22 protein-coding genes are annotated in these 26,323 nt (G+C 66.1%); 16 read left to right on the forward strand and 6 right to left on the reverse strand.

All coding sequences use genetic code 11. The features are described 5' to 3' along the window. Positions 1 to 632: 632 nt before the first annotated feature. The 4 genes from LJ760_RS03730 to LJ760_RS03745 form a co-directional block, all read right to left on the reverse strand. Positions 633 to 1,604: a YsnF/AvaK domain-containing protein gene (locus LJ760_RS03730; RefSeq protein WP_227919413.1), complete on the reverse strand. Its 972-nt coding sequence runs from the start codon at positions 1,602 to 1,604 to the stop codon at positions 633 to 635. A gap of 217 nt (positions 1,605 to 1,821) precedes the next feature. Then, complete coding sequence (locus tag LJ760_RS03735) at positions 1,822 to 3,510, reverse strand: long-chain-fatty-acid--CoA ligase (RefSeq protein ID WP_227920910.1); 1,689 nt, start codon at positions 3,508 to 3,510, stop codon at positions 1,822 to 1,824. An 81-nt stretch (positions 3,511 to 3,591) separates the two neighbouring features. Next, a complete protein-coding gene (locus LJ760_RS03740) occupies positions 3,592 to 4,557 on the reverse strand; it encodes an ATP-grasp domain-containing protein (RefSeq protein ID WP_227919416.1) in 966 nt (321 codons plus the stop codon). A gap of 118 nt (positions 4,558 to 4,675) precedes the next feature. Next, on the reverse strand, positions 4,676 to 5,428 hold the full coding sequence (locus LJ760_RS03745) for an SDR family NAD(P)-dependent oxidoreductase (RefSeq protein ID WP_227919418.1): 753 nt from the start codon (positions 5,426 to 5,428) through the stop codon (positions 4,676 to 4,678). Between the two features lie 135 nt (positions 5,429 to 5,563). Here LJ760_RS03745 and LJ760_RS03750 point away from each other — a divergent pair, with 135 nt between their 5' ends. From LJ760_RS03750 to LJ760_RS03760, 3 genes are all read left to right on the forward strand, one after another. Beyond that, positions 5,564 to 6,241 (forward strand): phosphoribosyltransferase, encoded by a 678-nt coding sequence (locus tag LJ760_RS03750; RefSeq protein WP_227919421.1) that lies wholly within the window; start codon positions 5,564 to 5,566, stop codon positions 6,239 to 6,241. 159 nt (positions 6,242 to 6,400) lie between these two features. Continuing rightward, positions 6,401 to 6,991, forward strand: a complete 591-nt coding sequence (locus LJ760_RS03755; protein WP_227919422.1) for an HdeD family acid-resistance protein — start codon at positions 6,401 to 6,403, stop codon at positions 6,989 to 6,991. 262 nt (positions 6,992 to 7,253) lie between these two features. Beyond that, entirely contained in the window at positions 7,254 to 8,540 is a 1,287-nt protein-coding gene (locus LJ760_RS03760; protein ID WP_227919423.1) for an ammonium transporter, read from the forward strand. An 88-nt stretch (positions 8,541 to 8,628) separates the two neighbouring features. Here the strand turns inward: LJ760_RS03760 and LJ760_RS03765 are convergent, their stop codons facing one another. Next, a complete protein-coding gene (locus LJ760_RS03765; protein WP_227919424.1) occupies positions 8,629 to 10,422 on the reverse strand; it encodes a thiamine pyrophosphate-requiring protein in 1,794 nt (597 codons plus the stop codon). A 203-nt stretch (positions 10,423 to 10,625) separates the two neighbouring features. On the opposite strand from LJ760_RS03765, the gene LJ760_RS03770 reads away from it, so the two are divergent. From LJ760_RS03770 to LJ760_RS03830, 13 genes are all read left to right on the forward strand, one after another. Further along, positions 10,626 to 11,630 (forward strand): AraC family transcriptional regulator, encoded by a 1,005-nt coding sequence (locus LJ760_RS03770; RefSeq protein ID WP_227919425.1) that lies wholly within the window; start codon positions 10,626 to 10,628, stop codon positions 11,628 to 11,630. Between the two features lie 144 nt (positions 11,631 to 11,774). Continuing rightward, positions 11,775 to 12,893, forward strand: coding sequence for a sugar ABC transporter substrate-binding protein (locus tag LJ760_RS03775; RefSeq protein WP_227919426.1), 1,119 nt, complete (start codon positions 11,775 to 11,777; stop codon positions 12,891 to 12,893). Positions 12,894 to 12,976: 83 nt separating this feature from the next. After that, on the forward strand, positions 12,977 to 14,536 hold the full coding sequence (locus LJ760_RS03780; RefSeq protein ID WP_227919428.1) for a sugar ABC transporter ATP-binding protein: 1,560 nt from the start codon (positions 12,977 to 12,979) through the stop codon (positions 14,534 to 14,536). 45 nt (positions 14,537 to 14,581) lie between these two features. Continuing rightward, the gene (locus LJ760_RS03785) at positions 14,582 to 15,616 is read left to right on the forward strand and encodes an ABC transporter permease (RefSeq protein ID WP_227919430.1); all 1,035 of its coding nucleotides are present in this window, start codon (positions 14,582 to 14,584) and stop codon (positions 15,614 to 15,616) included. A 63-nt stretch (positions 15,617 to 15,679) separates the two neighbouring features. Further along, positions 15,680 to 17,137, forward strand: coding sequence for a benzaldehyde dehydrogenase (locus tag LJ760_RS03790; RefSeq protein ID WP_227919432.1), 1,458 nt, complete (start codon positions 15,680 to 15,682; stop codon positions 17,135 to 17,137). Between the two features lie 77 nt (positions 17,138 to 17,214). Continuing rightward, positions 17,215 to 17,757, forward strand: a complete 543-nt coding sequence (locus tag LJ760_RS03795) for a dihydrofolate reductase family protein (RefSeq protein WP_227919434.1) — start codon at positions 17,215 to 17,217, stop codon at positions 17,755 to 17,757. A gap of 222 nt (positions 17,758 to 17,979) precedes the next feature. After that, complete coding sequence (locus LJ760_RS03800; RefSeq protein ID WP_227919436.1) at positions 17,980 to 18,795, forward strand: alpha/beta fold hydrolase; 816 nt, start codon at positions 17,980 to 17,982, stop codon at positions 18,793 to 18,795. A gap of 7 nt (positions 18,796 to 18,802) precedes the next feature. Continuing rightward, positions 18,803 to 20,365: an ATP-binding protein gene (locus LJ760_RS03805; RefSeq protein ID WP_227919438.1), complete on the forward strand. Its 1,563-nt coding sequence runs from the start codon at positions 18,803 to 18,805 to the stop codon at positions 20,363 to 20,365. Between the two features lie 142 nt (positions 20,366 to 20,507). Then, on the forward strand, positions 20,508 to 20,978 hold the full coding sequence (locus LJ760_RS03810; protein WP_227919441.1) for a GtrA family protein: 471 nt from the start codon (positions 20,508 to 20,510) through the stop codon (positions 20,976 to 20,978). A 174-nt stretch (positions 20,979 to 21,152) separates the two neighbouring features. Beyond that, entirely contained in the window at positions 21,153 to 22,118 is a 966-nt protein-coding gene (locus LJ760_RS03815) for a DUF6282 family protein (protein ID WP_227919443.1), read from the forward strand. Then, on the forward strand, positions 22,115 to 22,882 hold the full coding sequence (locus LJ760_RS03820; RefSeq protein WP_227919445.1) for an ABC transporter ATP-binding protein: 768 nt from the start codon (positions 22,115 to 22,117) through the stop codon (positions 22,880 to 22,882). Before LJ760_RS03815 ends, LJ760_RS03820 begins: the two co-directional genes overlap by 4 nt. Beyond that, positions 22,879 to 23,772 (forward strand): ABC transporter permease, encoded by an 894-nt coding sequence (locus LJ760_RS03825; protein WP_227919448.1) that lies wholly within the window; start codon positions 22,879 to 22,881, stop codon positions 23,770 to 23,772. Before LJ760_RS03820 ends, LJ760_RS03825 begins: the two co-directional genes overlap by 4 nt. Positions 23,773 to 23,798: 26 nt before the next feature. Further along, positions 23,799 to 24,842, forward strand: a complete 1,044-nt coding sequence (locus tag LJ760_RS03830; RefSeq protein ID WP_227919451.1) for an ABC transporter substrate-binding protein — start codon at positions 23,799 to 23,801, stop codon at positions 24,840 to 24,842. Between the two features lie 41 nt (positions 24,843 to 24,883). On the opposite strand, the gene LJ760_RS03835 is transcribed toward LJ760_RS03830, so the two are convergent. Next, positions 24,884 to 26,263, reverse strand: a complete 1,380-nt coding sequence (locus LJ760_RS03835; RefSeq protein ID WP_227919453.1) for an NAD-dependent succinate-semialdehyde dehydrogenase — start codon at positions 26,261 to 26,263, stop codon at positions 24,884 to 24,886. Positions 26,264 to 26,323: the final 60 nt, after the last annotated feature.

Below are 26,323 nucleotides of genomic sequence, written 5' to 3' on the forward strand. Positions count from 1 at the left end.
GTTCCCCCGGGACTTCGTAGACAGTTGCCCCAACCTAGCACCTGCACCGGACCGGCCGAGCTTTTGGGTGCCGCTGCAGAGCCGGGCATCGCATTCAGTGTGCAGTAGATGCTGCCTGTTTAACGGCCATCCCGCATCTACTGCACACTCACCGTCGGGGCCGGCGGACTTGCGCCGGGTGCCAGGGTGGGGACCCGGGTCGGGGCGGACGGTGTCCCGCGCGCGCCGGCGGCGGACAGGGGATCCCATCCGGTGGTGCTGTTGGGGCGGACGGTGTCCCACGAGGCAACAGCAGCACCACTCGGTGGGATGCTGTGCCGGCACTCGGGATGCCCAGCCCGCGCAACTCATCAACTGAGCAGTTAACGGGGTTATGGCCGCCGGATACCCCCCCGTTATCTGCGCAGTAGATCCAGGATCCCCGCGCATAGCCCGTTATCTGCTCACTAGATCCGGGTCCCCGGATGACCCCCGGCGCACCCCCTCGTCTGCTCAGTAGCCCCTCCCAGCGGGGCACCGCGACAGTCGCCCCCACACAACAAAACGGCGGACCCCGGAAACCCGGGACCCGCCGTCGTGCGTGTTAATCCGTCGTGCGTGTTAATCCGTCGTGCGTGTTAAAGAGCCAGGACCTAGCGGCTGCCGCCGGACCCGGACCCCGAAGACCCCGAGGAATCCGAGCCGGACCCCGAGGACCCCGACCCGCCGGACTTTTTCCCGCGGGAGGAGGAATCATTGACGTCCGTGTCGATCTGCTCCTTGCGGACCTCTTCGGAGACGCTCTCCGTGTCGGTCACCGTCTCGGTGTCCAGGCGAACGCGTTCCACCGGCTCGGTGTGCTTGGAAACCACGGCCTCTTCGGCATGGAGCGTCACCTCGTGCTCGTCTTCCGTGAGTTCGGCGCCTGACAGGGCATCCCCCGCATTGGCGTCCGTGATGGGCTCACGCTCGATCCGCACTTCCTCGTGGCTGACCGGCACCTGCTTGGTGACGGTCTCCGTCACGATGTACTTGCGCAGCCGGGCCTTGCCCACGGCGCGGTTCTCGGTGCCGACGTTGAGGCGCTCCTCCGAACGGGTCATGGAGTCGTCCCCGGATCCCGAACCGGAGGAACTGGAGGAAAGGCCGGACGTCCCGCTGCTGCTGGAGCTGCTGCTGGAGGTCCCGGATGTCTGGCTCCCCGACACCGTGGAGGTACCGCTGCTCATGTCACTGCCCCGCATGCCGCTGTCCCGCGTCTCGGTGATGGTGTCGGTTTCCGACACGGATTCCGAAGAACCGTCGTCGTAGCTGAAGCCGTAGTACCGGTAGAGCGTGACTTCCTCGTCGGGGCTGATCGAACCGTCGCTTTCAATGTGCGGCGCGTTCTTGACCTCTTCCTTGGAGTAGGGCACCAGGACGTCGGCACCCTCGACGGTTGCCTCACTGAGGGGGATAAACGTTTCCGACGTGCCGAAGAGGCCGGTGTTCACGGTGACCCATGCCGGTTCGTCGGTCTGGTCGTCCAGGTAGAAGGTACCAACGGCACCGATTCGGTCACCGTTCGAGCCGACTACATTGCCCGAACCGCTCATGAGTCCTTCGACCTGCTGATTCGTGATCATCTTGTTCTCCTCGCGACAGCGAATCCGCCGAATCGGTTGACCGGCGGTAATTCACCACTGGCCTGATCGGAGACAGAGGACAAGGCGGTCGGTTTCCGCCTGCGGCTCCGGGCCGGCTGGTTGACTGGTGAGGAACCTGGCATACATACCAAGCCCACTTACAATTCCAGCCCCACGCCTCCGGACCCGTCAATAGGTACTTGCTGCGAGGAGGGGACTACGCGTCCTGCAGCAGGGCGTCCCGCACCTGGCGGCGCAGCACCTTCCCCAGCATGGACTTGGGCAGTTCCTCGATAACCACAATCTTCCGCGGCACCTTGTAGGGGGTCAGCCGCTCGCGGCAGTAGGCACGCAGGGCGGCTTCATCAAGCTCGGCACCCTCCTGCAGGACGACGGCGGCCACCACCTGCTCGCCGCCGTCGGCCCGGGGCAGGCCCACCACGGCGGCGTCGAGGATGTGCTGGTGGGTGCGCAGCACGTCCTCAACCTCCGACGGCGAGACGTTGAAGCCGCCGGTGATGATCAGTTCCTTGCGGCGGTCCACCACCTTCACGAAGCCGTCCTCGTCCACGGTGACAATGTCGCCGGTGCGCAGCCAGCCGCCGTCGAGCAGCACCTCGGCGGTGTCCTCGGGGTTGTTCCAGTAGCCGGCGAAGACCTGCGGCCCGCGGATCAGGAGCTCACCGGCGGCACCGGGTTCGACGTCGTTCACGGGGTTCTCCGGGTCCACCACGCGCATCTCGGTGCTGGGGAACGGAACACCGATGGTGCCGTTGCGGCGCGATTCGGCAAACGGGTTGCCCAGGGCCACGGGAGAGGATTCGGTCAGGCCGTAGCCCTCCACCAGCAGCCCGCCGGAGACCTCTTCCCAGAGCTTCACGGTGGCTGCCGGCAGGGTCATGGCCCCGGAAATGGCGTAGCGGATGGTGGACAGGTCCACGCCGCGCTTCTTGGACTCGTTCGCGGTCTTTTCGTAGATCGGCGGGACGGCGCAGAAGACGGTGGGCTTGGATTTCTTCGCGGCGGACAGGACCAGGTCCACGTCGAACTTGGGGAACAATACGAGCCGCGACCCGGTGAGGACGGAGAAGGTCAGGTACAGGGTGAGGCCGAAGGCGTGGAACATGGGCAGCACGCCGTAAATGACTTCCTTGCCCTCCTGCGCACCGTGCATCCAGGCCTTGCCCTGCAGGGCGTTGGACCGCAGGTTGTAATGCGTGAGCATGACCCCCTTGGGGATGCCGGTGGTGCCCGAGGTGTACTGCAGGGCCGCCAGGTCGGAAACGGCCGGGCGGGGGTGGTCCGCGGACAGCGGAGCATTGTCGAGCAGTTCCTCCCAGGACATGGTGCGCTCGGTCTTGGCGGTCAGGCCCGCACGGGTGCGCCGCAGGGAGGGAACCGGAAGAGCCAGGGCCATCCGCTTGATCCGGGGCATCGCCTTGGTGATGTTCACGGCCACGATGGTTTCCACGGCCACGTCGCCGGGGAAGTCCTGCACCTTCTCCACGGCCTTGTCCCAGACGATGGCCACCTTGGCGCCGTGGTTCTCGAACTGGTGGCGCAGCTCGCGTTCGGTGTACAGCGGGTTGTGGCCGACGACGACGGCGCCCAGCCGGAGCACGGCGTAGAACGCGATGAGGTACTGCGGGCAGTTGGGCAGGATGACGGCCACCCGGTGGCCCTTCCGCACGCCCAGCTTGCGCAGGCCTTCGGCGGCCCGGCGAATCCGGTCCCCCAGTTCCCGATACGTGGTTTCGGCGCCGAAGAATTCCAGGGCCACCTTGCTGCCGAACCGCTCCACGGCGTCTTCCATCATGGCGGTGAGCGATTCGGTGGGCAGCTCAATCTGCGCGGGAACGCCGGGCTGGTAGTTCTTGACCCAATGCGGTTCCAGGGCAGCGGACATGGAGGTCTCCTTCAGGTTGGGCAATACCACGACTATATCGAGGCCGCAGCCCTGTGGATAAAAAAGTTGAGCCGCGCCACCCTATTCCGCAACCGGCGCCAGGGACGCCAGATACCGGGCCAGGGCCCGGGGCGCGGACCGCGGAGCCACAGCTTCGACGGCGGCGTTGTAGTTGGTGTTCGTGTTCACGTCATAGGTCAGCAGGCGGCCGTCGGCGGCCTCGATGAACTCTATGCCGCAGACCTCCAACCGGTTCCGGCGGGCGAACTCGAGGTACTTGCCGATCACCGGATGGTCGAAGTCCTCCCGCAGGCTGAACAGCTGGGTGTCCGCGTCCGGTGCAATGGTGGCGCCGGGCGGCATGATCGGCTTGCCCGTGGACGGGTCGATGGCGCAGGCATCCGCCGGGCAGAGCTGGAATCCGCCGCGGGCCGTGTCCGCCTTGATGGCGTAGACGAATTCCCCGCCCACAATCTCCGCCCGGGTAATGAAGGGCTCGGCCGCAACAATGTATTCCTGGATCAGGGTGATGCCGTCCGCAGGCTCCTCGAAGTCCTCCGACGCCACGTAGTCCGCCAGTTCCCCGTGGGATTCGAACTTCCGCACCCCGAGTCCCTTGCCGCCCTGGTTGTGCTTGGTGATGAACGGCGCGGGGAATTCCTTGGCCGCAGCCAGGATCTGGTGGTGCCCGACGGCGGCCACGGTCCGCGGGGTGTCGATGCCCGCGGCGCGCAGCGCGGTCAGCTGGTCCACCTTGCTCATTTCCAGTTCCAGCACCCGGCGGCCGTTGACCGTGCGCCGTCCGTGCGCTTCCAGCCAGGACAGCACCGCCCGGGCGTAGTCCTTGGACAGGCCGTGGTCCCTGGTGTGCGAGGAGGCGCTGATCCGGGACCAGAAAATCCCCTCCGGCGGCACCGAGTCCAGGTCCAGGACGCCGTCGGTCAGCAGCCATTCCTCCACGTGCACGCCTTCGGCTTCGAAGGCACGGGCAAAGGGAGGGAACCATTCGGGATTCTCATGCAGGGCATAGACCGTGGGGGTGCTCATGGAACTCACTTTCACCGGTTTCGTCGTCGGCCCCGGGCAGGGCAGGCGGTGCAGGGCAACCCTAGGCCCGCGGCCACGGCTCCGCCAGCTTCCGTGACGTCCGACGTCGGCCGCTCCCCTACCGCCCCCGGCCCGCCAGCCGGGCCACCAGTGCCTGCGGTGCCCGGCTCCCCACCGTAGCCAGCACCCGGTACCGCTTGGACGGAATGGAAACGCCCTTGCCCGCGAAGGCGTCGGCCAGGGCTTCACGCACCACGCGGTCCGCACTCAGCCACATCCACTTGGGGTACAGGCTCTTGTCCATTTCCATGCGCGCATGGAATTCCGTGTGCACAAACCCCGGGCATACCGCGGTCACGGTGATGCCGCGGCCCCGGTAGTAGAGATTGGCCCAGCGGCTGAAGTTGATCACCCATGCCTTGGCGGCGCTGTAGGTTCCCCGTGGGATGAAGCCGGCCACGGAGGCCACGTTGATGATCCGGCCGCCGCCGTTGGACTGCATCGCGTTCAGTGCAGCGTGGCTCAGCTGCAGCGGCGCGCCCACCAGAACATTCAGGTGGTCGATCTCGGCCTGCAGTTCGTTCCGGGCAAAATCGTTTTTCAGACCGTATCCGGCGTTATTGACCAGGAGTCCGACGTCGGGCTTCTGCACGCGGTCGGCGACGGCGTCCACTCCTTCGGAGGTGGCGAGGTCGGCCGCGATCCACTCGGTCTTTACGGAGTAATCCCGGGCCAGTTCCGCTGCGGTGGATTCCAGCCGCTCGGTATTCCGGCCGGTGAGCACCACGTCATAGCCGCGCTGTGCCAGCTGGCGGGCGAACTCCGCACCGATTCCGGACGTGGCTCCTGTAATAACTGCTGTCTGCGTCATAAGGCCACCTTTCTATGCCGGCCCCGGTTTGGCAACGCAGCGGTTGGGTGGACCCCTTGCCGGTGCCTGCGGCGGTCCCTAGCTTGGGAGGAGCACCCGAACCCGATTTTCCGTCCGACCGGATCCGCCCATCCCATGTTTTTCTCGAACTCCGCCCCCTCCCCGCGCTGGCAGGACCGCGCCGACGCCGGCCGCGCGCTCGCCGTCGGACTGTTCCCCTACGCGGGTGCACCGGGCCTGCTGGTCCTGGGCCTCCCCCGCGGCGGGGTTCCCGTAGCAGCCGAGGTGGCCCGGACGCTGTCCGCGCCGCTGGATGTGGTGGTGGTGCGGAAGATCGGCTATCCGGAACAGCCCGAGCTGGCGGCCGGCGCAGTGGCCGGCATCGCTGGAACGGTCTGCGTTGTCCGCAACGAGGACGTGCTCCGGTATTGGCGCAGCCGCACGCAGGACGCGGAGGCCCTGTTCGCGGCCGCCGTCGAGCAGCAGCTCGGCGAGGTCCGGAGCCGGGAGGAGCTGTTCCGCCCAGGATCACCGGAACGGCGCATTGCCGGCTGCACAGTCATTGCGGTGGATGACGGGCTGGCCACCGGAGCGACCATGCGTGCCGCCCTTGGCGCGGTCCGGCAGCTGGACCCGGCCCGCCTGGTCGCCGCTGCGCCGGTAGCGTGCGGCAGTGCGGCGGACCGGCTCAGCCCGCCGGCGGACGACGTCGTGGTGCCCTGGCCGCACAGCGGACTGGACGCCGTGGGACTGGCGTACCGCCGGTTCGGCCAGACCACCGATGCCGAGGTCCGGGACCTGCTGGGCCCCTGACGGATGCACCCGAGCCTCCGGCGCAGGCCGGCCGCAGCGACGATCCGGGTCCGGCCGGCCGGTTCCGCGGCTGTTCCCTAGAGAAGCGGGGCGTTGGCATCGGATACTGGGGAGACGGCCAGCCGGGCCGATGGGGGAATCTCTCTGGAGGTCTTGAGGATGTCCGCATCAGGCAGCGAGTTCCATCAAGGGTTTGCGTTGGACGCCATGAACCTGACCAAGTCCGTCGTGCGCGGAATCCGCCTCGGATTGGGCATCACCGGGCTGGTTTCGGTGATCCTGGGACTGCTTGTCCTCTTCTGGCCCGGAGCGACGCTCGAGGTGCTCGCAGTCCTCTTTGGCCTGTATTTCGTGATTGCCGGTGCCGTCCGCATTCTGCTCGGCGTTTTCACCGGCTTGGGCGGAGGGTTGAAGATCCTCAACATCCTGGTGGGCCTGGCCCTGCTGGTGGTCGGCGTGATCGCCATCCGCAACCCCACGGAAACCCTGACGGCACTCGGCCTGGTGATCGGGATCGCCTGGATCGTGGAGGGCGTGATGGCCCTGGCCGAGTCCGACCGCGGCGGGTCCCGCTGGTTCGCCATTGTGCTGGGGATCCTGAGCATCCTCGCCGGGATAGTGGTGCTCTTCCTCCCCCTGGAAACTCTGGCGGTCCTGGTGATTTACGGCGGGATCTTCCTTGTGGTCCTGGGCGCCATCCAGATTGTCCGCGCCTTTGCCTTCGGCCGGGGCATGCCCCGAAACGCTTGAACCTCCTTCCGGCAGTCAGCCTCCCGAACCGGGGGCCTGCGCGTCCAGAAACCTCCCAGCAGACGTCCAGACCGCGTTAACGCAGCGCTAACCTGCAGGCGCTCCCGGCCGTAACATACCGCCCCCATGCTTAAACCAGCGCCGCCGGTACCGGGGTGCCGGTCAGCCGCGGGGGGCTGGCCCGTCCATATTCTCCGCATTCTCCGCCCGGCTGCATCGGCAGAGGCAGGAACGGGCGCACAACCCGAACGGGAGTACCTCCATGGACTCTGGAAACACAGCCTGGCTGCTGGCCAGTTCCGCATTGGTCTGCCTGATGATCCCCGGGATCGCCTTCTTCTACGGCGGCATGGTGGGCTCACGGCGGATCCTGAACATGATGATGATGTGCTTTGGCGGGGCCAGCCTCGTGGCCGTCCTTTGGGTGCTTTACGGCTATTCCGCAGCGTTCGGCGACTCGCTGGGCGGCATGGGCCTGCTGGGCGACCCGCTGGAGTACCTCGGCCTCTCCGCACTCCTTACTGAAGATCCGGCCGCGTCCATCCCGGTGGCCCTGTTCGCTGCCTTCCAGCTGATGTTCGCGTGCGTAACCACCGCCCTGGTGGCCGGGTCCGCGGCCGGACGGATGAAGTTCGGCGCCTGGATGGTCTTCGCCGGGCTCTGGGCCACGCTGGTCTACTTCCCGGTGGCGCACTGGGTCTTCGCTTTTGACAACGCGGAGGGCACCGTCGTCGGCGGCTGGATCGCCAACCAGCTCGGCGCCATTGACTTCGCCGGAGGCACCGCCGTACACCTGAACGCCGGTGTCGCTGCACTGGCCCTGGCGCTGGTCCTGGGCCGCAGCAAAGGCTGGCCGCACTCGCACGGGCAGCCGCACAGCCGCCCGCTGATCCTGCTGGGGGCAAGCCTGCTCTGGATCGGCTGGTACGGCTTCAACGCCGGTTCCGCCCTCAGCGCCGGCCACTCCGCCGCCGTCGTTTTCCTGAATACCGCAGTTGCCGCAGCCGCCGGCATGCTCGGCTGGATGCTGATGGAACGCCTGCGGCTGGGACGCTCCTCAAGTCTGGGTGCGGCGTCGGGCCTGATCGCAGCCCTGGTGGCCATCACGCCCGCCTGCGGCGCGGTCAGCCCCCTGGGCGCCGTCGCCATCGGCGCGATCGCCGGACTGGTCTGCTCCTTGGCCATCGAGATGAAGTTCCGCCTCGGCTTCGACGATTCCCTGGACGTGGTGGGAGTCCACGCCGTCGGCGGCCTGCTGGGCACCCTGCTGATCGGTTTGTTCGCCACGGACGCGGCGCCCAACGGTGTCAGCGGCCTCTTCTACGGCGGCGGTTTCTCCCTGCTCGGCAGCCAGGCACTCGCCTGCGGAGCCGTGCTCATTTACTCCTTCGTGGTGACGTGGGTGATTGCCAAGGTGCTCCAGCTGACCATCGGCCTGCGCATCCCCGAAGAGAGCGAACTCAAGGGAATCGACCTCATGGCCCACTCCGAATCCGCCTACCTGAATGATGAAGAACCCGTGGAGCTCGGCGCACCGACCCGAACCTAGGACGGGCACCGAAAGGAGGAACGGGCGCACCCACCGCGGGTGCGCCCGTTCCGGTGTACCGGGTTGTTGTTCCCGGCCCCCGGCCGGCTCAGAGATCCCGGTACAGGCCTTCTTCCTGCTCCAGGTAGATGTCCAGCAGCCGGCGTGAATGCTCGCCCGCGGCACCCTCCTGCGCCAGGCCGTCCTTCATGGTTTCGGCCTGGGCGGCGCCGCTGGGGAAGGGCGGAAGCAGCGGCACCGCGGGATCGGTGACCACTTCGATCAGGAACGGCCGGGTGGCGGCGAGCGCCACGTCCCAGGCTTCACCCAGGAGCTCCGGATCCTCCACCCGGATGCTTTCCAGTCCCAGCAGCTTGGCGTACTCCGCGTACTTGAAGTCCGGCAGCGACTGGCTGTCCTCGAACCGCGGATCGCCCTCCATTTCGCGCTGTTCCCAGGTGACCTCGGCCAGCTCGCGGTTGTTCAGCACGCAGAGAACGAACCGCGGATCCTCCCACTTCTGCCAGAGCCGGCTCAGGGTGATCAGTTCGGTCACTCCGGCCATCTGCATGGCGCCGTCTCCGGAGAGCGCCACGACCGGCCGGTCCGGATACGCCAGCTTCGCGGCCAGTCCGTACGGCACGGCGCAGCCCATGCTGGCCAGCGTGCTGGACAGGTGCGCGGGCACGCCCTCCGGAAGGTGCAGCTGCCGGGCGTACCAGTACACGGAGCTGCCGACGTCGACCGCCACCTGTGCGTTGTCCGGCAGGCGCCGGTTCAGCTCGTAGACCACGCGTTCGGGGTTCACCGGATCGGCGGGCGTCATGGCCCGTACGCGGGCCAGTTCGTGCCAGCGGCGTACGCTTTCCTCCACCTGCCCCCGCCAGGGAGTATCCGGTTTAGCTTCCAGCAACGGGATCAGGGCATCCAGGCTGGCTACGGTGTCTCCGGTGATGCCGACCTCCACCGGGTAGCGGTTCCCGATTGCGGAAGCATCCCGGTCAATCTGCACCCCGCGCGCCGTCCCCGGCTTTGGGTAGAACTCGGTCCACGGGTCGCTGGAGCCGATGATCAGCAGGGTGTCGCAGTTGTCCATCACGTAGCCGGCGGAACTGGCGCCAAGGTGTCCCATGGTTCCGGCGGCCAGCGGCAGGGTTTCATCCACGTACGGTTTGCCGAGCAGGCTGGTGGTGATGCCCGCACCGATCTTCTCGGCCAGGGCGGCGACCTGGGCGCGGGCATTCCGTGCACCCTGCCCCACGAGCAGGGCCACCCGCTCGCCGGAATTGATCAGGTCCGCGGCGGCCCGGATGTCCGCCGGGTCCGGCGAGGTCCGCGCGGGGCTGAACACGGGAACGGTGTTGAGGATGCCGTGCTCCTGTTCCAGGTCCGGGGCCGGGGCCTGCTGCACGTCATGCGGGATGATGACGACGGCGGGCGTGCCGGTGGCCAGCGCCTTCTTGAACGCGCGGTCCAGCACCAGCGGGACCTGCTCGGGGGAATTGATCTGCTGACGGAACGCCGACGCAACATCCCGCGTCAGGTTCATCAGGTCCACTTCCTGCATGTACGAGGACCCCAGCACGCTGCGGGACTGCTGCCCGACAATGGCCACCACGGGTGCCCCGTCCAGCCGGGCGTCGTACAGGCCGTTGAGCAGATGGATGGCGCCGGGCCCCTGGGTGGACATCATCACCCCTACCCCGCCGGTGTACTTCGCATGCCCCACCGCCATAAATGCTGCGTTTTCCTCGTGCCGGACCTGGATGAACTCGGGGTCGCCGCTGCGGCGCATCGCGCCCAGGACCGTATTGATGCCGTCTCCGCTGTAGCCGAACACCCGGTCCACATTCCAGGCCTTCAGGCGTTCGACAATCAGATCCGCTACGAGCCGCTCACTCATGGAAGCCTCCTGTAATCAGCATGCTTACGATACGGCCACACTATTGCATTAGTTGCCCGCCCCGGGAACCCAAGGGTGGCACAGCAGGCACCAGGTGCCGCCATCCCCCGGACTTTCAGATAGTGACGTGCGGCACATTTCACGTACCCTTGGGTGCATTGCTCCTGGTTCGTGACAAAGATGCCCGATTGGAGGCGCCGGCCGTGCCGATTCCCGTTCCGATGAACGATTCCGCACCCCTCGGCACCCCTGAAGGAGCCCGCCGGACAAGCCGGTTTTCCACCGCGCAGGCGCCGCTGCGGCAACGGCTGGATTTATGGGAGGAATACAACGAGCAGGCACTGTTCGGGCTGCGCTGCAGCACCCTCTCGGAACGCAGCCTCCTGGCCACCCAAACCAACCTTGCACTGCCCCGGATCCGGCTTACGCATATCAACGGGAATGACCATGTAATTGAACGCGCGCCGGAGAATATCCGCAGGAACCCGGTCGACGCCGTAATGCTCTGCCTGCTGCTCGAGGGGAAGGCGTTTTTCTACCACGACGCCGGCTGCGAAACCCTGGCGGCAGGGGAAGCCGTCGTTTATGACGCCAACCGGCCTTTTATGTACGGCTTTTCCACGGATATGCGCCAGGTGATTGTGGAGGTACCCCGCACGGTGCTGCGCGAGCAGTCGGCACGCGAAGAGTACTTCCGTCCGCGGGTGCTCCGCATCGCCGGGTCACCCGCCGCCACGCACGCCAACACCACTGCCAACGCGGTGCTTGGGGCCTTCCGGGATCCGGTTGAAGATACGGACGAGCTGGAACGGAGCGTGCTGGAAATGTTCTCCATCATTACCGGCGAGCCCGGGGCCGCGCCTTCGCTGGCCTATCTCGCAGCCGCCCGCGATTACATCGGAACACATCTGGGCCGGCCGGCCCTGTCCCTGGCCCAGATAGCCCGCGCCGTGGGGATCAGCGAGCGCCACCTGACCCGGGTTTTCGCAGAAGCAGGTACCAGCCCGGCCCGGTATGTACTGGAGACCCGGCTGACCCGTGCCCAGCAGCTGCTGGCAGATCCGGCCCACGCCGCCACCTCCATCGCAGCAATCGCGGCGTCCGTCGGATTCGTTTCGGCCGCCCACTTCTCCCGGGCATTCCGTCTGGAGTACGGCTGCACACCCCGCGACGCCCGCCTTTCAGCGGCCGCACGCCAGGCGGAATAAGCCGGCCCTTTCCAGAATATGATCCTTGCCGAATCCGGACATCGGCTTGCCTGTTCCGGACCAGGCCTTCAGCGGCGCCTGCCCTGCCGGAGACAGTGGGACCTACATCACACCCAGTGTCATTTCCGAAAGGCTCCGGACCCTATGAAAACCTCTCCCCGCCACCTGCTCGGGCTGCTCGCTGTCCCGGCACTGGTCCTGTCCCTTGCCGCCTGCGGTGACGATGCCGGCACAACGTCCGACGCCGCCGAAACCGGTTCCTCGTCAGTGGACACAGCGGCGCTCGAGACCATGCTCACCGACTTCCAGAAGCCCCTCGAAGAAGAGGTGCCGACGGAGTCCGCGGCCATCGCGAAAGACAAGAGCATCGTGGTCATCCCCTGCACCTATTCGTCCGAAGCCTGCGCCCGCGGAGCCGACGCTGCGATGGAAGCGGCTGAATCCCTTGGCTGGGAAACCCGCATGATCGATCCGGCCGGCAATCCGGAAAAAGCCCGCCAGGCCATCGACCAGGCGATCCAGCTCGGTGCCGACGGCATCATCTTCACCGCCGCCGTAGGCGACCAGATCGATGCTTCGCTGAAGCAGGCCCGGGAAGCCGGCATTTTCCTGGTCAACAGCATGTCCCCCGCCGATGACCGCTTCGACGTCGAGGTTGTGCCGGATGAGGAGGTCTCGGGCAAGATGATGGCTGCGGCCATCGCCCAGGACAGCGGCGGAGACGCGAAGATCCTGCTCACCACCGACCCGGCCTTCCCGTCCATCACGGCGCGCACCGAGGCGTTCGAGAAGTGGCTCCCCGAGCTTTGCTCCGGCTGCGAGATCGTCGAGACCATCGAAACGCAGATGTCCCAGCTGCAGTCCGGACTGCCGCCGCAGATCCAGGCCACCCTGACCGCCAACCCGGACATCGACTACATCTGGACGCACACCGGTGCCGCCGTCGTCTCCACCCAGGCCACCGTGGAGCGCAGCGCCAACGGCGAGAAGATCAAGATGGTTTCCTACGACGGCAACTCCGCCAACCTGAACCTGATCAAGGACGGCAAGAGCCAGTTCGCGGACGTCATCAAGCCGATGGAGCACACGGGCTACCTGTCCGTGCATGAGATGAACAACCTCTTCGCCAACGGTGCCAGCGGGCACCAGGTCATCGAGATGCCCAAACGCATGGTGCTGCAGGAGACCCTGCCCGAGCTGCCGTGGACGGGTGACTCCGACTGGAAGTCAGCCTTCACGGCTCTGTGGGAGAACGCGGGCTAGTTTCCGCGGAACCCACGCGGCCGGCCCGGTTATCCGGGCCGGCCGTATACCGCTTTCCCGCTGCCACACATTCAGGAGTACCCATGGAGCACACCGCAGCCCTGAGCATCCGCGGAATCAGCAAGACCTTTACCGGACAACGGGCCCTCGACGGCGTCAGCCTCGACATCCAGACCGGCAAAGTGACCGCACTGTTGGGCATGAACGGCTCCGGAAAGTCGACGCTGATCAAGATCCTGGCCGGGGTCTACGCGCCGGATCCCGGCGGAAGCCTTTCGGTCCGCGGCAAGGACCTGCAACTGCCGCTTACACCCGCGGCCGCACACGCCGCAGGCCTGCGGTTCCTTCACCAGGACCTGGGACTCGTGGACGCGCTGACGATCGCCGACAACTTTGCGCTTTCCGACGGGTTCTTCACCCGCACCGCTTTTTCCCCGGTGAAGCTCCGGAAGGAACACGCCCACGTGGCAGCCACGTTGGAGCTCCTGGGCATCGACGAACATCCCGGCAGGCTGGTCGGTGACCTCACCCCCTCCACCCGCACCATGGTGGGCATCGCCCGCGCCTTCCAGCACCGCTCCGGGAGCGTCGACGACGGCGCCCCCGCCGACGTCGACGCGCTCCGCCGCAACATCCTGATCCTGGACGAGCCCACCGCCTCGCTGCCCGCGCACGAGGCAGACCGCGTCCTGGCCCTGCTGGACATGCTCCGCGGCCACGGCGGAACCGCCGTTTATGTCAGCCACCGGATCGAGGAGGTCCGCCGCATCGCGGACAATGTCGCCGTGCTCCGTGACGGCCTGCTCGTTGCGGACGAGCCGCTGGGCGAACGTGACGCCGCGGCGGTCGTTTCCCTGGTCATCGGCCGCGAATTGGAGTCCCCCGCCATCCGCAGCGCCGAGGAACGCGAAGGCCCGGTGCTGCTGAGCACCCGTGCACTCAGCGGACCCCGGCTGGACGGTATCGACCTGGATGTGCACGCCGGAGAGATCGTGGGGGTCACGGGCCTGGTCGGCTGCGGCCGCAGCGAACTGGTCCGTCTGATCGCCGGTGCCCAGCAGCCGTCCGCCGGGTCCATGACCTTGGCCGGCAAGCCGTACACACCGGATTCCCCTGCAGCCGCAATCACGTCGGGGGTGGCCTGCGTTCCGCAAAACCGCCGGCGGGACGGCGTCGTCCTGGACCTGGGGGTCGGAGAAAACCTGACGCTCGGGCGCCTGCGCCGGTATACCCGCGGACCGGTCATAAACCGCGCTGCGGAGAAGGCCGCCGCGGAGGACCTCTCCCGCCGCTTCCTGGTGAAGACCGCGTCCCTCGCCGCACCTGTGCGCAGCCTCTCCGGCGGCAACCAGCAGAAAGTGGTTGTTGCACGCGCAGCGAGCGGCACGCCGTTGCTGCTGCTGCTGGATGAACCCTCCCAGGGGGTTGACGCACTGGCCCGGCAGGAGATCAGCCGGCTGCTTCAGGAACTTGCCGACGACGGCGTGGCAGTCCTGGTCGCCAGCACCGACTACGACGACTTCGTCGGCCTGGCGGACCGCGTGGTGGTCCTGGACCGCGGCCGGATTGCCGCCGAGCTCTCCGGGCCGGAAATCACCGAGGACGGAATCGCCCTCGCCTGCCAGACCGGCGCACCGGCTTAGGCCGCACCCCACCTACTACGCACACCCCACCAAGGAGCCTCTACAGTGAACCTCCGCCTCAACCCCGGCATCCTCATGAAGAACTACGGCATCGTAGTCTTCCTGGTACTGATGATCGCCGTCTTCGCGCTGCTTATGCCGGATACCTTCGCGACGTCCGGCAACTTCCGGCAGATCCTCGCCGACCAGGCGGTCCCGGGCATCCTGGCACTGGCCGTCATCCTGCCGCTGGCCGCCGGAGAGTTCGACCTTTCCGTGGGTGCCAACCTCGGCATCTGCACCATCACCGGAATAGTCCTGGCCGGTACCGGCCTGCCGCTGCCGCTGATCCTGCTCGCCACGCTTGCCCTGGGGATGCTGATCGGCGCCATCAACGCGTTCATGACCATCGTCGTCGGCGTCAACGCCTTTATTGCGACCCTGGGCATGGCCACCATCCTGGCCGGATTGAACCTGCTGCTGACCAATTCCACGCTGATCACCCATTCCTCCGATGCGTTCTCGGCCCTGACCGGGCTCCGCCTGCCCGGCGGGCTGCAGGTAGTTGTGTTCTACTTCCTCGCCGCGGCCCTCATCCTCTGGTTCGTCCTGGAACGCACTCCCTTCGGCCGGTACCTGCGGGCCACCGGTTTGGGGCGCGACGCCGCCGAACTTTCCGGGGTGCGCACCAAGAGATACCTGGCCGCGGCCTTCATCGGCGCCGGACTGCTCGGCGGACTTGCCGGAACGCTGCAGGCGTCCCGCGCTGGAAATGCGACGCCGGACCTTGGCCCGGAATTCCTGCTGCCGGCCTACGCCGCTGCGTTCCTGGGTGCCACGGCCATCCGTGCCGGCTACTTCAACGTCTGGGGCACTGTAACGGGCGTGTACCTGCTTGCCGTCGGAGCCAACGGGCTGGTCATCCTGGGTGCCAAGACCTGGGTTACCAACGTTTTCAACGGGGTAGCTTTGCTGATCGCCGTCTCAGCCGCCACCCTGGTGCAGCGCCGCAAGACGCGGGCGGTGCGTCCGGCCTCCGCGGCAGCGGGTTCCGCCCCGGCAGAAACACCACCCGGCCAAGGTGCTTCCACCCCGGCCTGATCCCTCCCGCAAGGGAACCAATCCTTCGCAGCCATCTTGTTTCACCGCAATCTAGGAGCAGCCATGTCCATCCTCGCCACATCCGCCTGGCACGGAAAAATCCACACCGATTCCTGGACGGCCGGGTCCGGCGGCGTTATCGACGTCGTCGAACCCGCCACCGGGCTTGTCCTGGGTGCCGTTGGGGCAGCGGACCGCGCCGATGCCCTTGCCGCCGCAACCCGGGCGGCTGCCGCGCAGCAGGCATGGGCACAGACCAAGCCGGAGGAGCGTGCCGCGGTGCTGCGGCGGGCGGGGATGCTCTTCGAGGACCATGCCAAGGAAATCCAAGGATGGATCATTCGCGAGACCGGGGGAATTGAGGCCAAGGCGGCGCTGGAGACCCACATTGCCGCCAACGAATGCTTCGAAGCGGCTGCGCTTCCCGCCCACCCGGCCGGGGAAGTGCTGACCTCCAATGAAAACCGCTGGTCCTTCGCTCGGCGCCGGGCTGCCGGCGTCGTGTCGGTGATTTCCCCCTTCAACTTCCCCCTGATCCTCTCCATCCGGTCGGTGGCGCCGGCCCTGGCGCTCGGCAACGCCGTCCTGCTGAAGCCGGACCCCCGCACCAGCGTCTCCGGCGGTGTGTCCATCATGCGCATCTTCGAACTGGCCGGCCTTCCTGCCGGAGTCCTGCAGCTGCTCCCCGGGGGTGCCGACGTCGGGCAGGCCCTGGTGGAAGCCCCGGAGGTACGCATCATCTCCTTCACGGGTTCCACGGCGGCCGGGCGCAAGGTCGGCGAGACTGCGGGCCGCCTGCTCAAGCGCGCCCACCTGGAGCTGGGCGGCAACAACGCCCTGATCGTGCTGCCCGGCGCCGACGTTGAGCTGGCTGCGTCTGCCGGAGCCTTCGGTTCCTTTATGCACCAAGGACAGATCTGCATGACCACCGGACGCCACCTGGTCCACGAATCCCTGCTGGAGGAGTACATCGACAGGCTCTCGGCCAAAGCCCGGGCGCTGCCGGTCGGGGATCCGCACACCGGCAGCGTAGCGTTGGGCCCGATCATCGACGAGCGCCAGCGCGACAACATTGACCGCCTGGTACGGGCGGCCAAGGACGCCGGTGCCCGGATTGCGGCGGGTGGAAACTATGAGGGCCTCTTCTACCAGCCCACTGTCTTGACCGAGCTGACCCCGGACAACCCCGCGTGGACGGAGGAGATCTTCGGGCCGGTGGCCCCCGTGCTGGGGTTCTCGACCGTCGATGAGGCGGTCGAGCTGGCCAATGCCTCCGAATACGGCCTCTCCGTGGGCGTGCTGGGTGAGGTGGGAATGGCGATGGAGGTGGCAGACCGCATGATCTCGGGGAAAGTGCACATCAACGAACAAACCGTCTCCGATGAAGCCAATTCACCGTTCGGCGGGATGGGCGCTTCCGGCACGGGTTCCCGTTTCGGCGGGGCGGGCGCCAACATCGAAGCGTTTACCGAAACGCAGTGGCTGACCATGCGGCCCGGAATTGCCGGATATCCCTTCTAGGCAGAATCCGTTTATTCGGGCCGGCTAAGCCCGCCTGGCACTACATCCCTCCCGAGGCCACGGGCTATCCTCATCCCATGCCCAAGGTCATCTATTACGTCGCATCCTCCCTGGACGGTTTTATTGCCACCGATGACAACCGGCTGGACTGGCTGCTCCAGTTCGGTTTCGAAGCGTTCCAGGACCACTACAACCGGTTTATGGCCGACGTCGGCGCGGTGGTTATGGGGGCGGACACCTACCGCTGGGTCCGGGCGGAGCAACCGGACAGCTGGGAGTACACCCAGCCGTGCTGGGTACTCACGCACGGGGAAGAGTCCGGCCCGGCGGAGGGGGACGTCCGGTTTGCCTCCGGTGACGTACGCGAGGTGCTCCGGGCTGCTCGGGACGCGGCAGGAGAAGGGAACATCTGGGTAGTGGGCGGCGGCAATGTGGCGGCACAGTTCGCCGAGGCCGGGCTGCTGGACGAACTGTGGATCACTTACATGCCGGTGGCGCTGGGCACCGGGCGGCGCCTGCTGCCGGTGTCCGGCCCCACCGCACCCATGCGCCTGATCGCCAGCACGCAGTTCAACGGCGGCGCCGCCGAGCTCCGCTACGCCGTGGGGAAAGTGCAGTAGAGACCGTTTGCCGGGGAACAAACGGTACCTACAACACTTTCGGTTGGTGAATGCGGGGCGGGCCGACCCGTTTTCCCGGCATTACCGACGGCCCCGCCGAACAGCATTTCCGTCCGCGGCCCGGCTGGCCGTTTAAGCGGTATTAGACCTGTAATGTTTGCTGAGACTCCGCTCACGGCAATGCGGGCACGGAATATGAAAGAAAAGCAGGCGTACAGGTAAATGAAGACTGATATCCGCACCCGGAACAATGTTCGCGTCCTAGGACGAGCGGACGGGCCGGTACTGCTTTTCGCCCACGGTTTCGGCTGCGACCAGGGCATGTGGTCCCGGGTACTGCCGCGTTTCACCGATGAGTACAAAGTGGTTCTCTTCGACCACGTCGGTGCCGGTGGTTCCGACCTCGCCGCCTACACACCGGCCAAATACGCCACCTTGGACGGCTACGTCGCCGATGTCCTGGAACTGTGCGAAGAGCTGGACCTGCAGGATGTCACCTTCATCGGCCACAGCGTGAGCGCCATGATGGCCATTGCCGCCGGCGCCACCGCCGCCGAACGCCTTGCCCGGATCATCCTGGTAGCGCCGTCGCCCAGCTACATGGACTATCCCGAGGACGGCTACGAAGGCGGCTTCAGCCGCGCCGACCTCGACGAACTCCTCGAATCCCTGGATACCAATTACCTGGTCTGGGCCGCCACCATGGCACCGGTGATCATGGGCAACCCGGCCGTTCCCGCCCTGGGCACCGAACTCGAGGGCAGTTTCTGCCGGGTCAACCCGACCATCGCCCGACAGTTTGCCCGCGTGGCTTTCCTGAGCGATGTCCGGAGCCTGCTGCATAAGGTGTCAGTCCCCACCCTCATCATGCAGGCCTCCGCGGATCTCCTGGCCCCCGACCACGTGGGCCGCTACCTGCAGGAACACATCCCGCACAGCACGCTGGTGCAGATGGAAGCCACCGGCCACCTCCCCCATGTCAGCGCACCGGAGGAGACCGCGGACATCATCCTCGGCTACCTGCAGCAGTCGGAGTAGGCACATCGTGGACCTGGATTTCCGGCTCGACTACCGCGCCCTGTCCCAAACCGCTCCGGCGGGCTATTTCATCACCCTGACGGACGGTACCGTGGTGGACGCCAACGGCACGGCGCAGAAATGGATTGGCAAGGCGTTGGAGGACGTCCGCGGCACCAGCTTCCTGAAGCTGCTGCCCGTGGGTGACCGGATTGTCTACACCACCCACGCCATGCCGCAGCTGGCGTTGAACGCGGCGTTTGCCGAACTCGCCGTCGACCTCCTGGGACCCGACGGCCGGCGCATCCCGGTCCTGCTCTCCGCCACCCGCTCCCCCGCGGCCGACGGGAGGCCGGCCCTTGACCAGGTGGTTGCCTTCTATGCGCACGAGCGCCGGCTGTACGAGCGTGACCTCATTTCGGCCCTGCGCACCGCCGAGGACGCCGAGGCCGCCCGCGCCGAGGCTGAGGCCAGCCTCACCGCCCAGGCAGTGGTGCTGCAGGAAAAGGATGTGGTGCTGCAGGCCTCGCTGATGGAGAGCCTGCGCAAGGAATCGATGCTGGAAACCATCCTGAACACCATCCGGGTTGGTGTGGCGGTCATTGACGAGGACGGCCGCCGCATCCTTACCAATTCCCGCCAGCAGCTCCACGAGCGCCTCGCGGCCCCTTCGTTCACCACCCGCCCCACCGAAGCGGAAATGTACATTTTCGGGCCGGACCGCACCACACCGGTCCCCGTGGACCAGCGTCCGGTGAAGCGGGCAGCCCTCGGCCAGTCCTTCTCGGACCAACTCGTTTGGTACGGGAACGGCGAGGAGCAGAAGGCGCTGAGCGTCTCGGCCCGCTCCGTCAAGGGCGACGACGACGCCTTCCGCGGTTCCGTGATCGCCTACAGCGACGTCACCGGCCTGGTGAATGCCGTGGCGGCGAAGGACGACTTCGTGGCGAATGTGTCCCATGAGCTGCGCACCCCGCTGACCTCGATCATGGGCTACCTGGAACTGGCGCTCGACGAAGAAGATGCCATCCCGGCGTATGTGGCCTCCTCGCTGAAGGTGGCGCAGCGGAATTCCGAGAAGCTCCTGCACCTGGTCTCGGACCTGCTGACCGCCGCGGCCGGCTCCGCCAATGTCCAGCAGGAAGTCACGGACCTCAGCGAACTGGTCCGCTCCGGCATCACCTCCGCCGCTCCGCGTGCCGAAATCAACGCGGTGACCATCGTTGCCGAGGTTCCCGAGACGCTGCCGGCCATGGTCGACCCCAAGCGCATTTCCCAGGTGCTGGACAACCTGCTCTCCAACGCGGTGAAATACTCGCCCGACGGCGGCCGGGTGACGGTCAGCGCCTGGCGCACCGAAACCGGCGCCACCGTCCTTCGGGTAGCGGACTCCGGCATCGGCATGACCGAGGCCGAGCAGGCAGAGGTCTTTACCAAGTTCTTCCGCTCCGGCACCGCACGCCGGGCGCAGATCCCCGGGGTCGGGCTGGGGCTGGTGATCACCAAGCGCATTGTGGAAGAGCACGGGGGCACCATCGCGATGGAAAGCGAGGCCGGCAAGGGCACTGTCTTTACAGTCACACTGCCCTGATCCGGCTTGCATCGGCACGGATTTTGAGGCCAAATGCACTTTGTGCCATCATCCGAAAGGTAAAAGTCCCTCCCCGCGTGTGCGCACCGGCAAGGGCAGGAAGCTGCGTCCCGCAGCAATGCGGTGAATGGATTTTTCGGTAATGGCAGAAACCAGCAAGGTGCGCGCAATCGTTCGCCGTCTGGGCTCGTTTTCAGCAGTGGGCGCCGTCGCCTTCGTGGTTGACGTAGGCCTGTTCAATATTCTCTCTGCCACCCTCGTGCCGGACAGCCCCATCGCGGCCAAGACCATTTCAGTATTGGCGGCCACCACCGTTTCATGGCTGGGCAGCCGCTACGTGACCTTCCGGAAGCTGCGCACCCGGAGCATCCGCAGTGAAACGCTGCTTTTTGCCCTGACCAATCTGGTGGGGCTGCTTATTTCCACCGGCTGCCTGTTCATCTCCCACTACGTGCTGGATTTCCGCAGCACCTTTGCTGACAACATTTCCGGCAACGTGGTGGGCATCGCCCTGGGCAATATCTTCCGCTACTTCGCGTACCGGTATGTGGTGTTCAACGGTCCCAGCGACCGCGCGGGGCAAACGGAACCGGAAAACACCCGCTCGGCCTAGCTGCTCCCTGCCACCCCACCAAAGTTTCTACGCCGGCGCATTTCGCGTCGGCGTTATTCGTTGTCCTGCCCGGATTGTGCAGTGATGTGAAGCAGCTCACTTTTTCGGATTGACAACCGTTGACATTATTGGCGACAATTTGGGCACCAACCGCTCATCAGGCAAGGGAGCCTTATGTCCGACCATCACCAGCCCTCAGCCCGCGCACGGGACCTAGTCCGGGACGCATATGACGTCCACGTGCACATTGCGCCGGACGTTATGCGCCGCCGAATTGACGACATTGATCTAACCGCCCGTTTCGCGGAGCTCGGCATGGCCGGATTTGTGCTGAAGTCCCACTACACGCCCACCGCAGAGCGCGCCGCCGTCGTCCGCAAGGTCCACCCGGGCGTGGATGTCCTCGGAGCCATCACCCTCAATGCCTCGGTGGGGGGTCTGAACCCTATCGCCGTGGAGATTGCCGCCCGCGGCGGAGCCCAGTTTGTCTGGCTGCCCACCGTGGACAGCTCAAACCAGCGGTCCTGCCTCTCCGAAGAGCCCGAAGGCGCCACCCCGCCCATGTGGGCCCAGCTGCAGGAGGACCTGCGCGCCGCCGGAATGGCTGCACCCGCCGTGGAGGTGGAATCCGGCGGCGGGCTGGTCCCGGAGGCCCGCCAGGTCCTGGAGCTGATCGCAAAACATGACATGACGCTTGCCACCGGCCACCTGCACGCCGACGAATCCGGCAGCCTGATTCCGGCGGCCGTGGAGTTGGGCGTGCGCCGGATGGTGATCACGCACCCGGAGTTCACCTCCCAGCGCATGTTGCTGGATCAGCAGCGGGAGCTGGCCGAGCAGGGTGCGCTGCTGGAGCGGTGCCTCACCACTCCCCTCACCGGCAAGGTGTCCTGGGACCTCTGGTTCTCCAACATCCGCCATGCCGGCCCGGAAAACTCGGTCATCAGCAGCGACCTCGGCCAGCCCTTCAACCCTCCTGTGGAGGACGGGCTGGCCATCGCCGCGGACCTGCTGCTGGCGCAGGATTTCACGGAGGAAGAGGTCCGGCTGATGACGGTGCATAACAGCCGCTGGCTGGCCGGCGCGGACCCGCTGCCGGATGCCCCGTCCCACCACCGGGGCAAGGTGCAGGCCGCATGAGCTCCCTGCTGGAAATTTCCGGGCTCAGCAAGCAGTTTGAGCGCGATGACACCGCCACCGTTGCCCTGCGGGACTTTGACCTCTCCATCGAGGAAGGCACATTCGTCAGCATCCTCGGCCGCAGCGGCTGCGGGAAATCCACCATGCTGAACCTGCTCTCCGGGCTTACCCGGCCCAGTTCGGGAACCGTCCACTACCAGGGCTCGGTGCTGAACGGCCCCAACGTGGACATCGGCTACCTGACCCAGTCGGACACGCTTATGCCGTGGCGCGACGTCGTCCGCAATGTCGAAATGCCGCTGGAAATCCGCGGCGAATCCAAGGAGAAGCGCCGGGAGGTGGCGCAGTCACTTATAGCCAAGGTCGGATTGACCGGATTCGAGAACCACTATCCCCGGGAGCTCTCCGGGGGAATGCGGCGCCGGGCCAGCCTGGCCCGGATGCTGGCAGGGGCGCCGAAGACCCTCCTGATGGACGAGCCTTTCGGAGCGCTGGATGCACAGCTGCGCAACGAACTCCAGGAGGAACTGCTGCGGTTGTGGCAGGGCTCCGGGCAGACGGTGGTTTTTGTCACCCATGACATCGAGGAGGCCCTCCTCCTCGGCGACCGCGTGGTGGTCCTGGGCCAGCTCGGCCGGATCCTGCTGGATGAGCCGATCAATATCCCGCGTCCCCGCTCGGTGGATGAAACCCGGATCGACCCCACATTCGTGGCGCTGCATAAGAAGCTTGCCGCCGCCCTCAAGGAAGGATCCACGGCATGAGCGCTGCATCCGCGGCCGAGCCGGCGCTGCCGGCGGCAACCGCACCGGGAACGGGCCGGGTACCGCCGCTGGCGGCCGGGTCCGGTCCGGTCAAGGAAGACCTGAACCGCACCTGGTGGGACAAGTTTGGCCACTCAACCATCGTCTGGGGCCTGCGCGCGGCGGTACTGGTGGCCTTCCTGACCCTGTGGCAGATCACCGCAGGACCGGTCATCGATATCACCTTCGTCAGCAAGCCCAGCCTGATCCTGGAACGGCTGGTGGACTGGATCGCTGACGGCACACTCTGGACACACACCTGGATCACCCTGCAGGAGATCCTTCTCGGGTTCTTCTTCGGAGCCCTTGCCGGCGCCCTGGTGGGATACCTGCTGGCCTCGTTCAACCTGCTCTACCAGGTGCTGGATCCGTTTATGCTCGCCCTGTATTCCATCCCCAAGGTTGCCCTGGCACCGCTGTTCATTGTGTGGTTCGGCATCGGCATGGACATGAAAGTGCTGCTGGCAGCCGCCACGGTTTTCTTCCTCGTCTTCCTCAACACCGCCGCCGGGGTCCGCGAAGTGGACCGCGGCCTGATCGACGCAGTCCGGCTGATGGGCGGCAACCGCCGCCATGTCGCCTTCAAGGTCGTGCTCCCCTCCTCCATGACCGGTTTCCTTACCGGCTTGAAGGTAGCCATCCCGTACGCACTGATCGGTGCGGTCATCGGCGAGCTGGTCGCGTCCAACCAGGGACTCGGCTACCTGATCAACGCCTCCGCCGCCCAGTTCGACACTGCCGGCGTCTTCGCCACCCTGGTGGTGCTCACCATCGTTGCCACCATCCTGAACTCCGGCGTCGCCGTCCTCAGCAAGCGGATCAACCGCTGGAAGCCCCTGGACGAGCACTAACTCTTCCTCCACAGATTGGAACTCCAATGCTTGAAACGGTTACCCCCTCCAGACGCAGCATGCTCAAGTCGATGCTCATCCTTCCCGCCATCGCCGCCGTCCCCGCACTCGCCTCCTGCGCCAACAACGCCGGCAGCTCCGATCCGGGAGTGCTGAATGTGGGCCAGATCAGCGACTCGATCGCGTTTTTCCCCCTGTTCGTAGCCGAGCAGGAAGGCTTCTTCACCGCTGAAGGAGTCACCATGGGAGAACGCCCCCGGCTCGGAACGGGTGCCAAGGTGGCCGCCGCCCTGAAATCGGGCAGCATCGATCTCGGCGCCGGCGTCATCACCGACGCGTTCAACCTGTACAAGATCGACGACGACGCGAAACTGGTCAGCGGCCTGGTCACCGAGTACTACGTGGACGTGGTGGTGGGGAACAACTTCGACGGACCCTCCGCTGACGCACCGCTCGAGGAACGGATCCAGGCCCTGGTGGGTAAGCAGATCGGCATCACCGGACCGGGCAGCGGCACCGAAGCGCTCATGACGTACCTGTTCAAAAAGATCGGCAAGAACGCCCAGACCGATTCCACGATGGTCAACATCGGCAGTGCCGCCACCGCCGCCATCGGCGCGCTGACCGCCGGCAGGGTGGACGCACTGTGTTTCTTCCAGCCGATCGGACAACAGGTCGAAACCGCGGGCGAGGGCAGCATCTACATCTCACCGACCCGCGGCGATATCGAAACGCTGCGGTCGCCTATCCACGGCGCAGTGTTCAGCACGGGCGCCCAGATCGAGGCCAAACAGGATCTGGTGGACGGATTCAACCGGGCACTGGATAAGTCGCTGGCACTGATCCAGGAAGACCCGGAAAAGGCCCGGACCCTCTTGGGCGAGTACCTGAAGGACACCCAACCGCAGACCGTCGATGCGCTGGTGGCCCTGCTGCCCAAGGAAATCGCCACCTCCACGAAGATCACCGAGGAGTCCTACAAAGTGGCATCGGCCTTCCACACCGAATCCGGGTTGGTGGACGAGGCGCCGGACTACGCCGGTTTCGTCCTCGAAACCTCTCAGGCATAAAAAACCCGGGGCGGTAGGCCGCCCCGGGTTTTTTGCCGGACCTACTTCTTCTGCGGGGTGCGGATCAGCTTCTTGTTGACGAACTCGGCCATGCCGAAACGTCCCAGCTCGCGCCCCACACCGGAGCGCTTGACGCCGCCGAAGGGCAGGTCTTCCTGCGTGCCGGAGGTGCCGTTGATCCAGACCATGCCGCTTTCCAGCTGGTCGGCGACGTTCAGCGCGCGGTTTTCGTCGGTGCTGAACACCGCTCCGCCCAGGCCGAACGGGGAGTTGTTGGCCAGTTCAATGGCTTCTTCCTCGCTGGACACCTTGTAAATAACGGCTGCGGGGCCGAACAGCTCCTCGGAGAACGCCCGCATTTCCGGCGTGACACCGGTCAGCACGGTCGGCTGCACAAAGGCACCCGGTCCGTCGATCAGGCTGCCGCCGGTGTGCAGGGTTGCACCCTTGTCCACGGCGTCGCGGATCTGCTCCACCAGGCCGTCTGCGGCAGCCTGCGTGGAGAGCGGGCCGAAACGGGTTTCCGGCTGCAGCGGATCGCCGGGTTCAATGGCGGACATCCGGGCGGTGAACTTCTCCACGAAGTCGTCGTAGAGGTCTTCCATCACGATGAAGCGCTTGGCGGCGTTGCAGGCCTGCCCGCCGTTGCCCATCCGGCCGAGGACTCCGGCCTTGACCGTGGCATCGAGGTCCTCGGTGTCCAGGACGATGAACGGATCGCTGCCGCCGAGTTCGAGGACGTACTTCTTCAGGTTCCGGCCGGCAACCTCGGCGACGGCGGAGCCTGCCCGCTCGGAACCGGTCAGGGAAACGCCCTGGATCCGGGCGTCCGCGATGATGTCCGCAGCCTGCTCGTTGGTGGCAAACAGGTTGATGTAGGCACCCTCGGGCACGCCGGCGTCGGCGAAGATCTGTGCCATCGCCAGGGCGGACTGCGGGCAGTTGTTCGCGTGCTTGAGCAGCACGGTGTTGCCCAGCATCAGGTTCGGGCCGGCGAAGCGGGCCACCTGGTAGTACGGGTAGTTCCACGGCATGATCCCCAGCAGGGCGCCCACCGGTACGGTGCGGACCACGGCATTGCCGCCGCCCTTGACGTCGAGCTGCTCGTCCGCCATGAAGCCGGGGCCCTGGGTGGCGTAGTACTCGTAGATGTTGGCGGAGAGGGCAACCTCGCTCTGCGCCTCTCGCAGCGGCTTGCCCATTTCCAGGGCAATCAGCTTGGCGAGCTCGTCGGCGCGCTCCCGGTACAGTTCCGCAACGCGGGTGATGACCTTGGTACGGTTTTCCACGGGCTCGTTCCGCCAGCTGGCGAAGGCCTCGTGGGCTGCTGTGACGGCCTGGTTGATTTCGGCGTCGGTGGCTTCAGCGAATTCCTGAAGGGTTTCTCCGGTGGCTGGATTTACGCTCTTGTAAGCACTCATATTGGCCACGCTACTCCCTGCAAATCCAGTCTGCGAAAGCCTGAATTTTCGGGACTAAAT

The sequence above is a fragment of the Arthrobacter sp. zg-Y895 genome, from assembly GCF_020731025.1.
Lineage (GTDB): Bacteria > Actinomycetota > Actinomycetes > Actinomycetales > Micrococcaceae > Arthrobacter_B.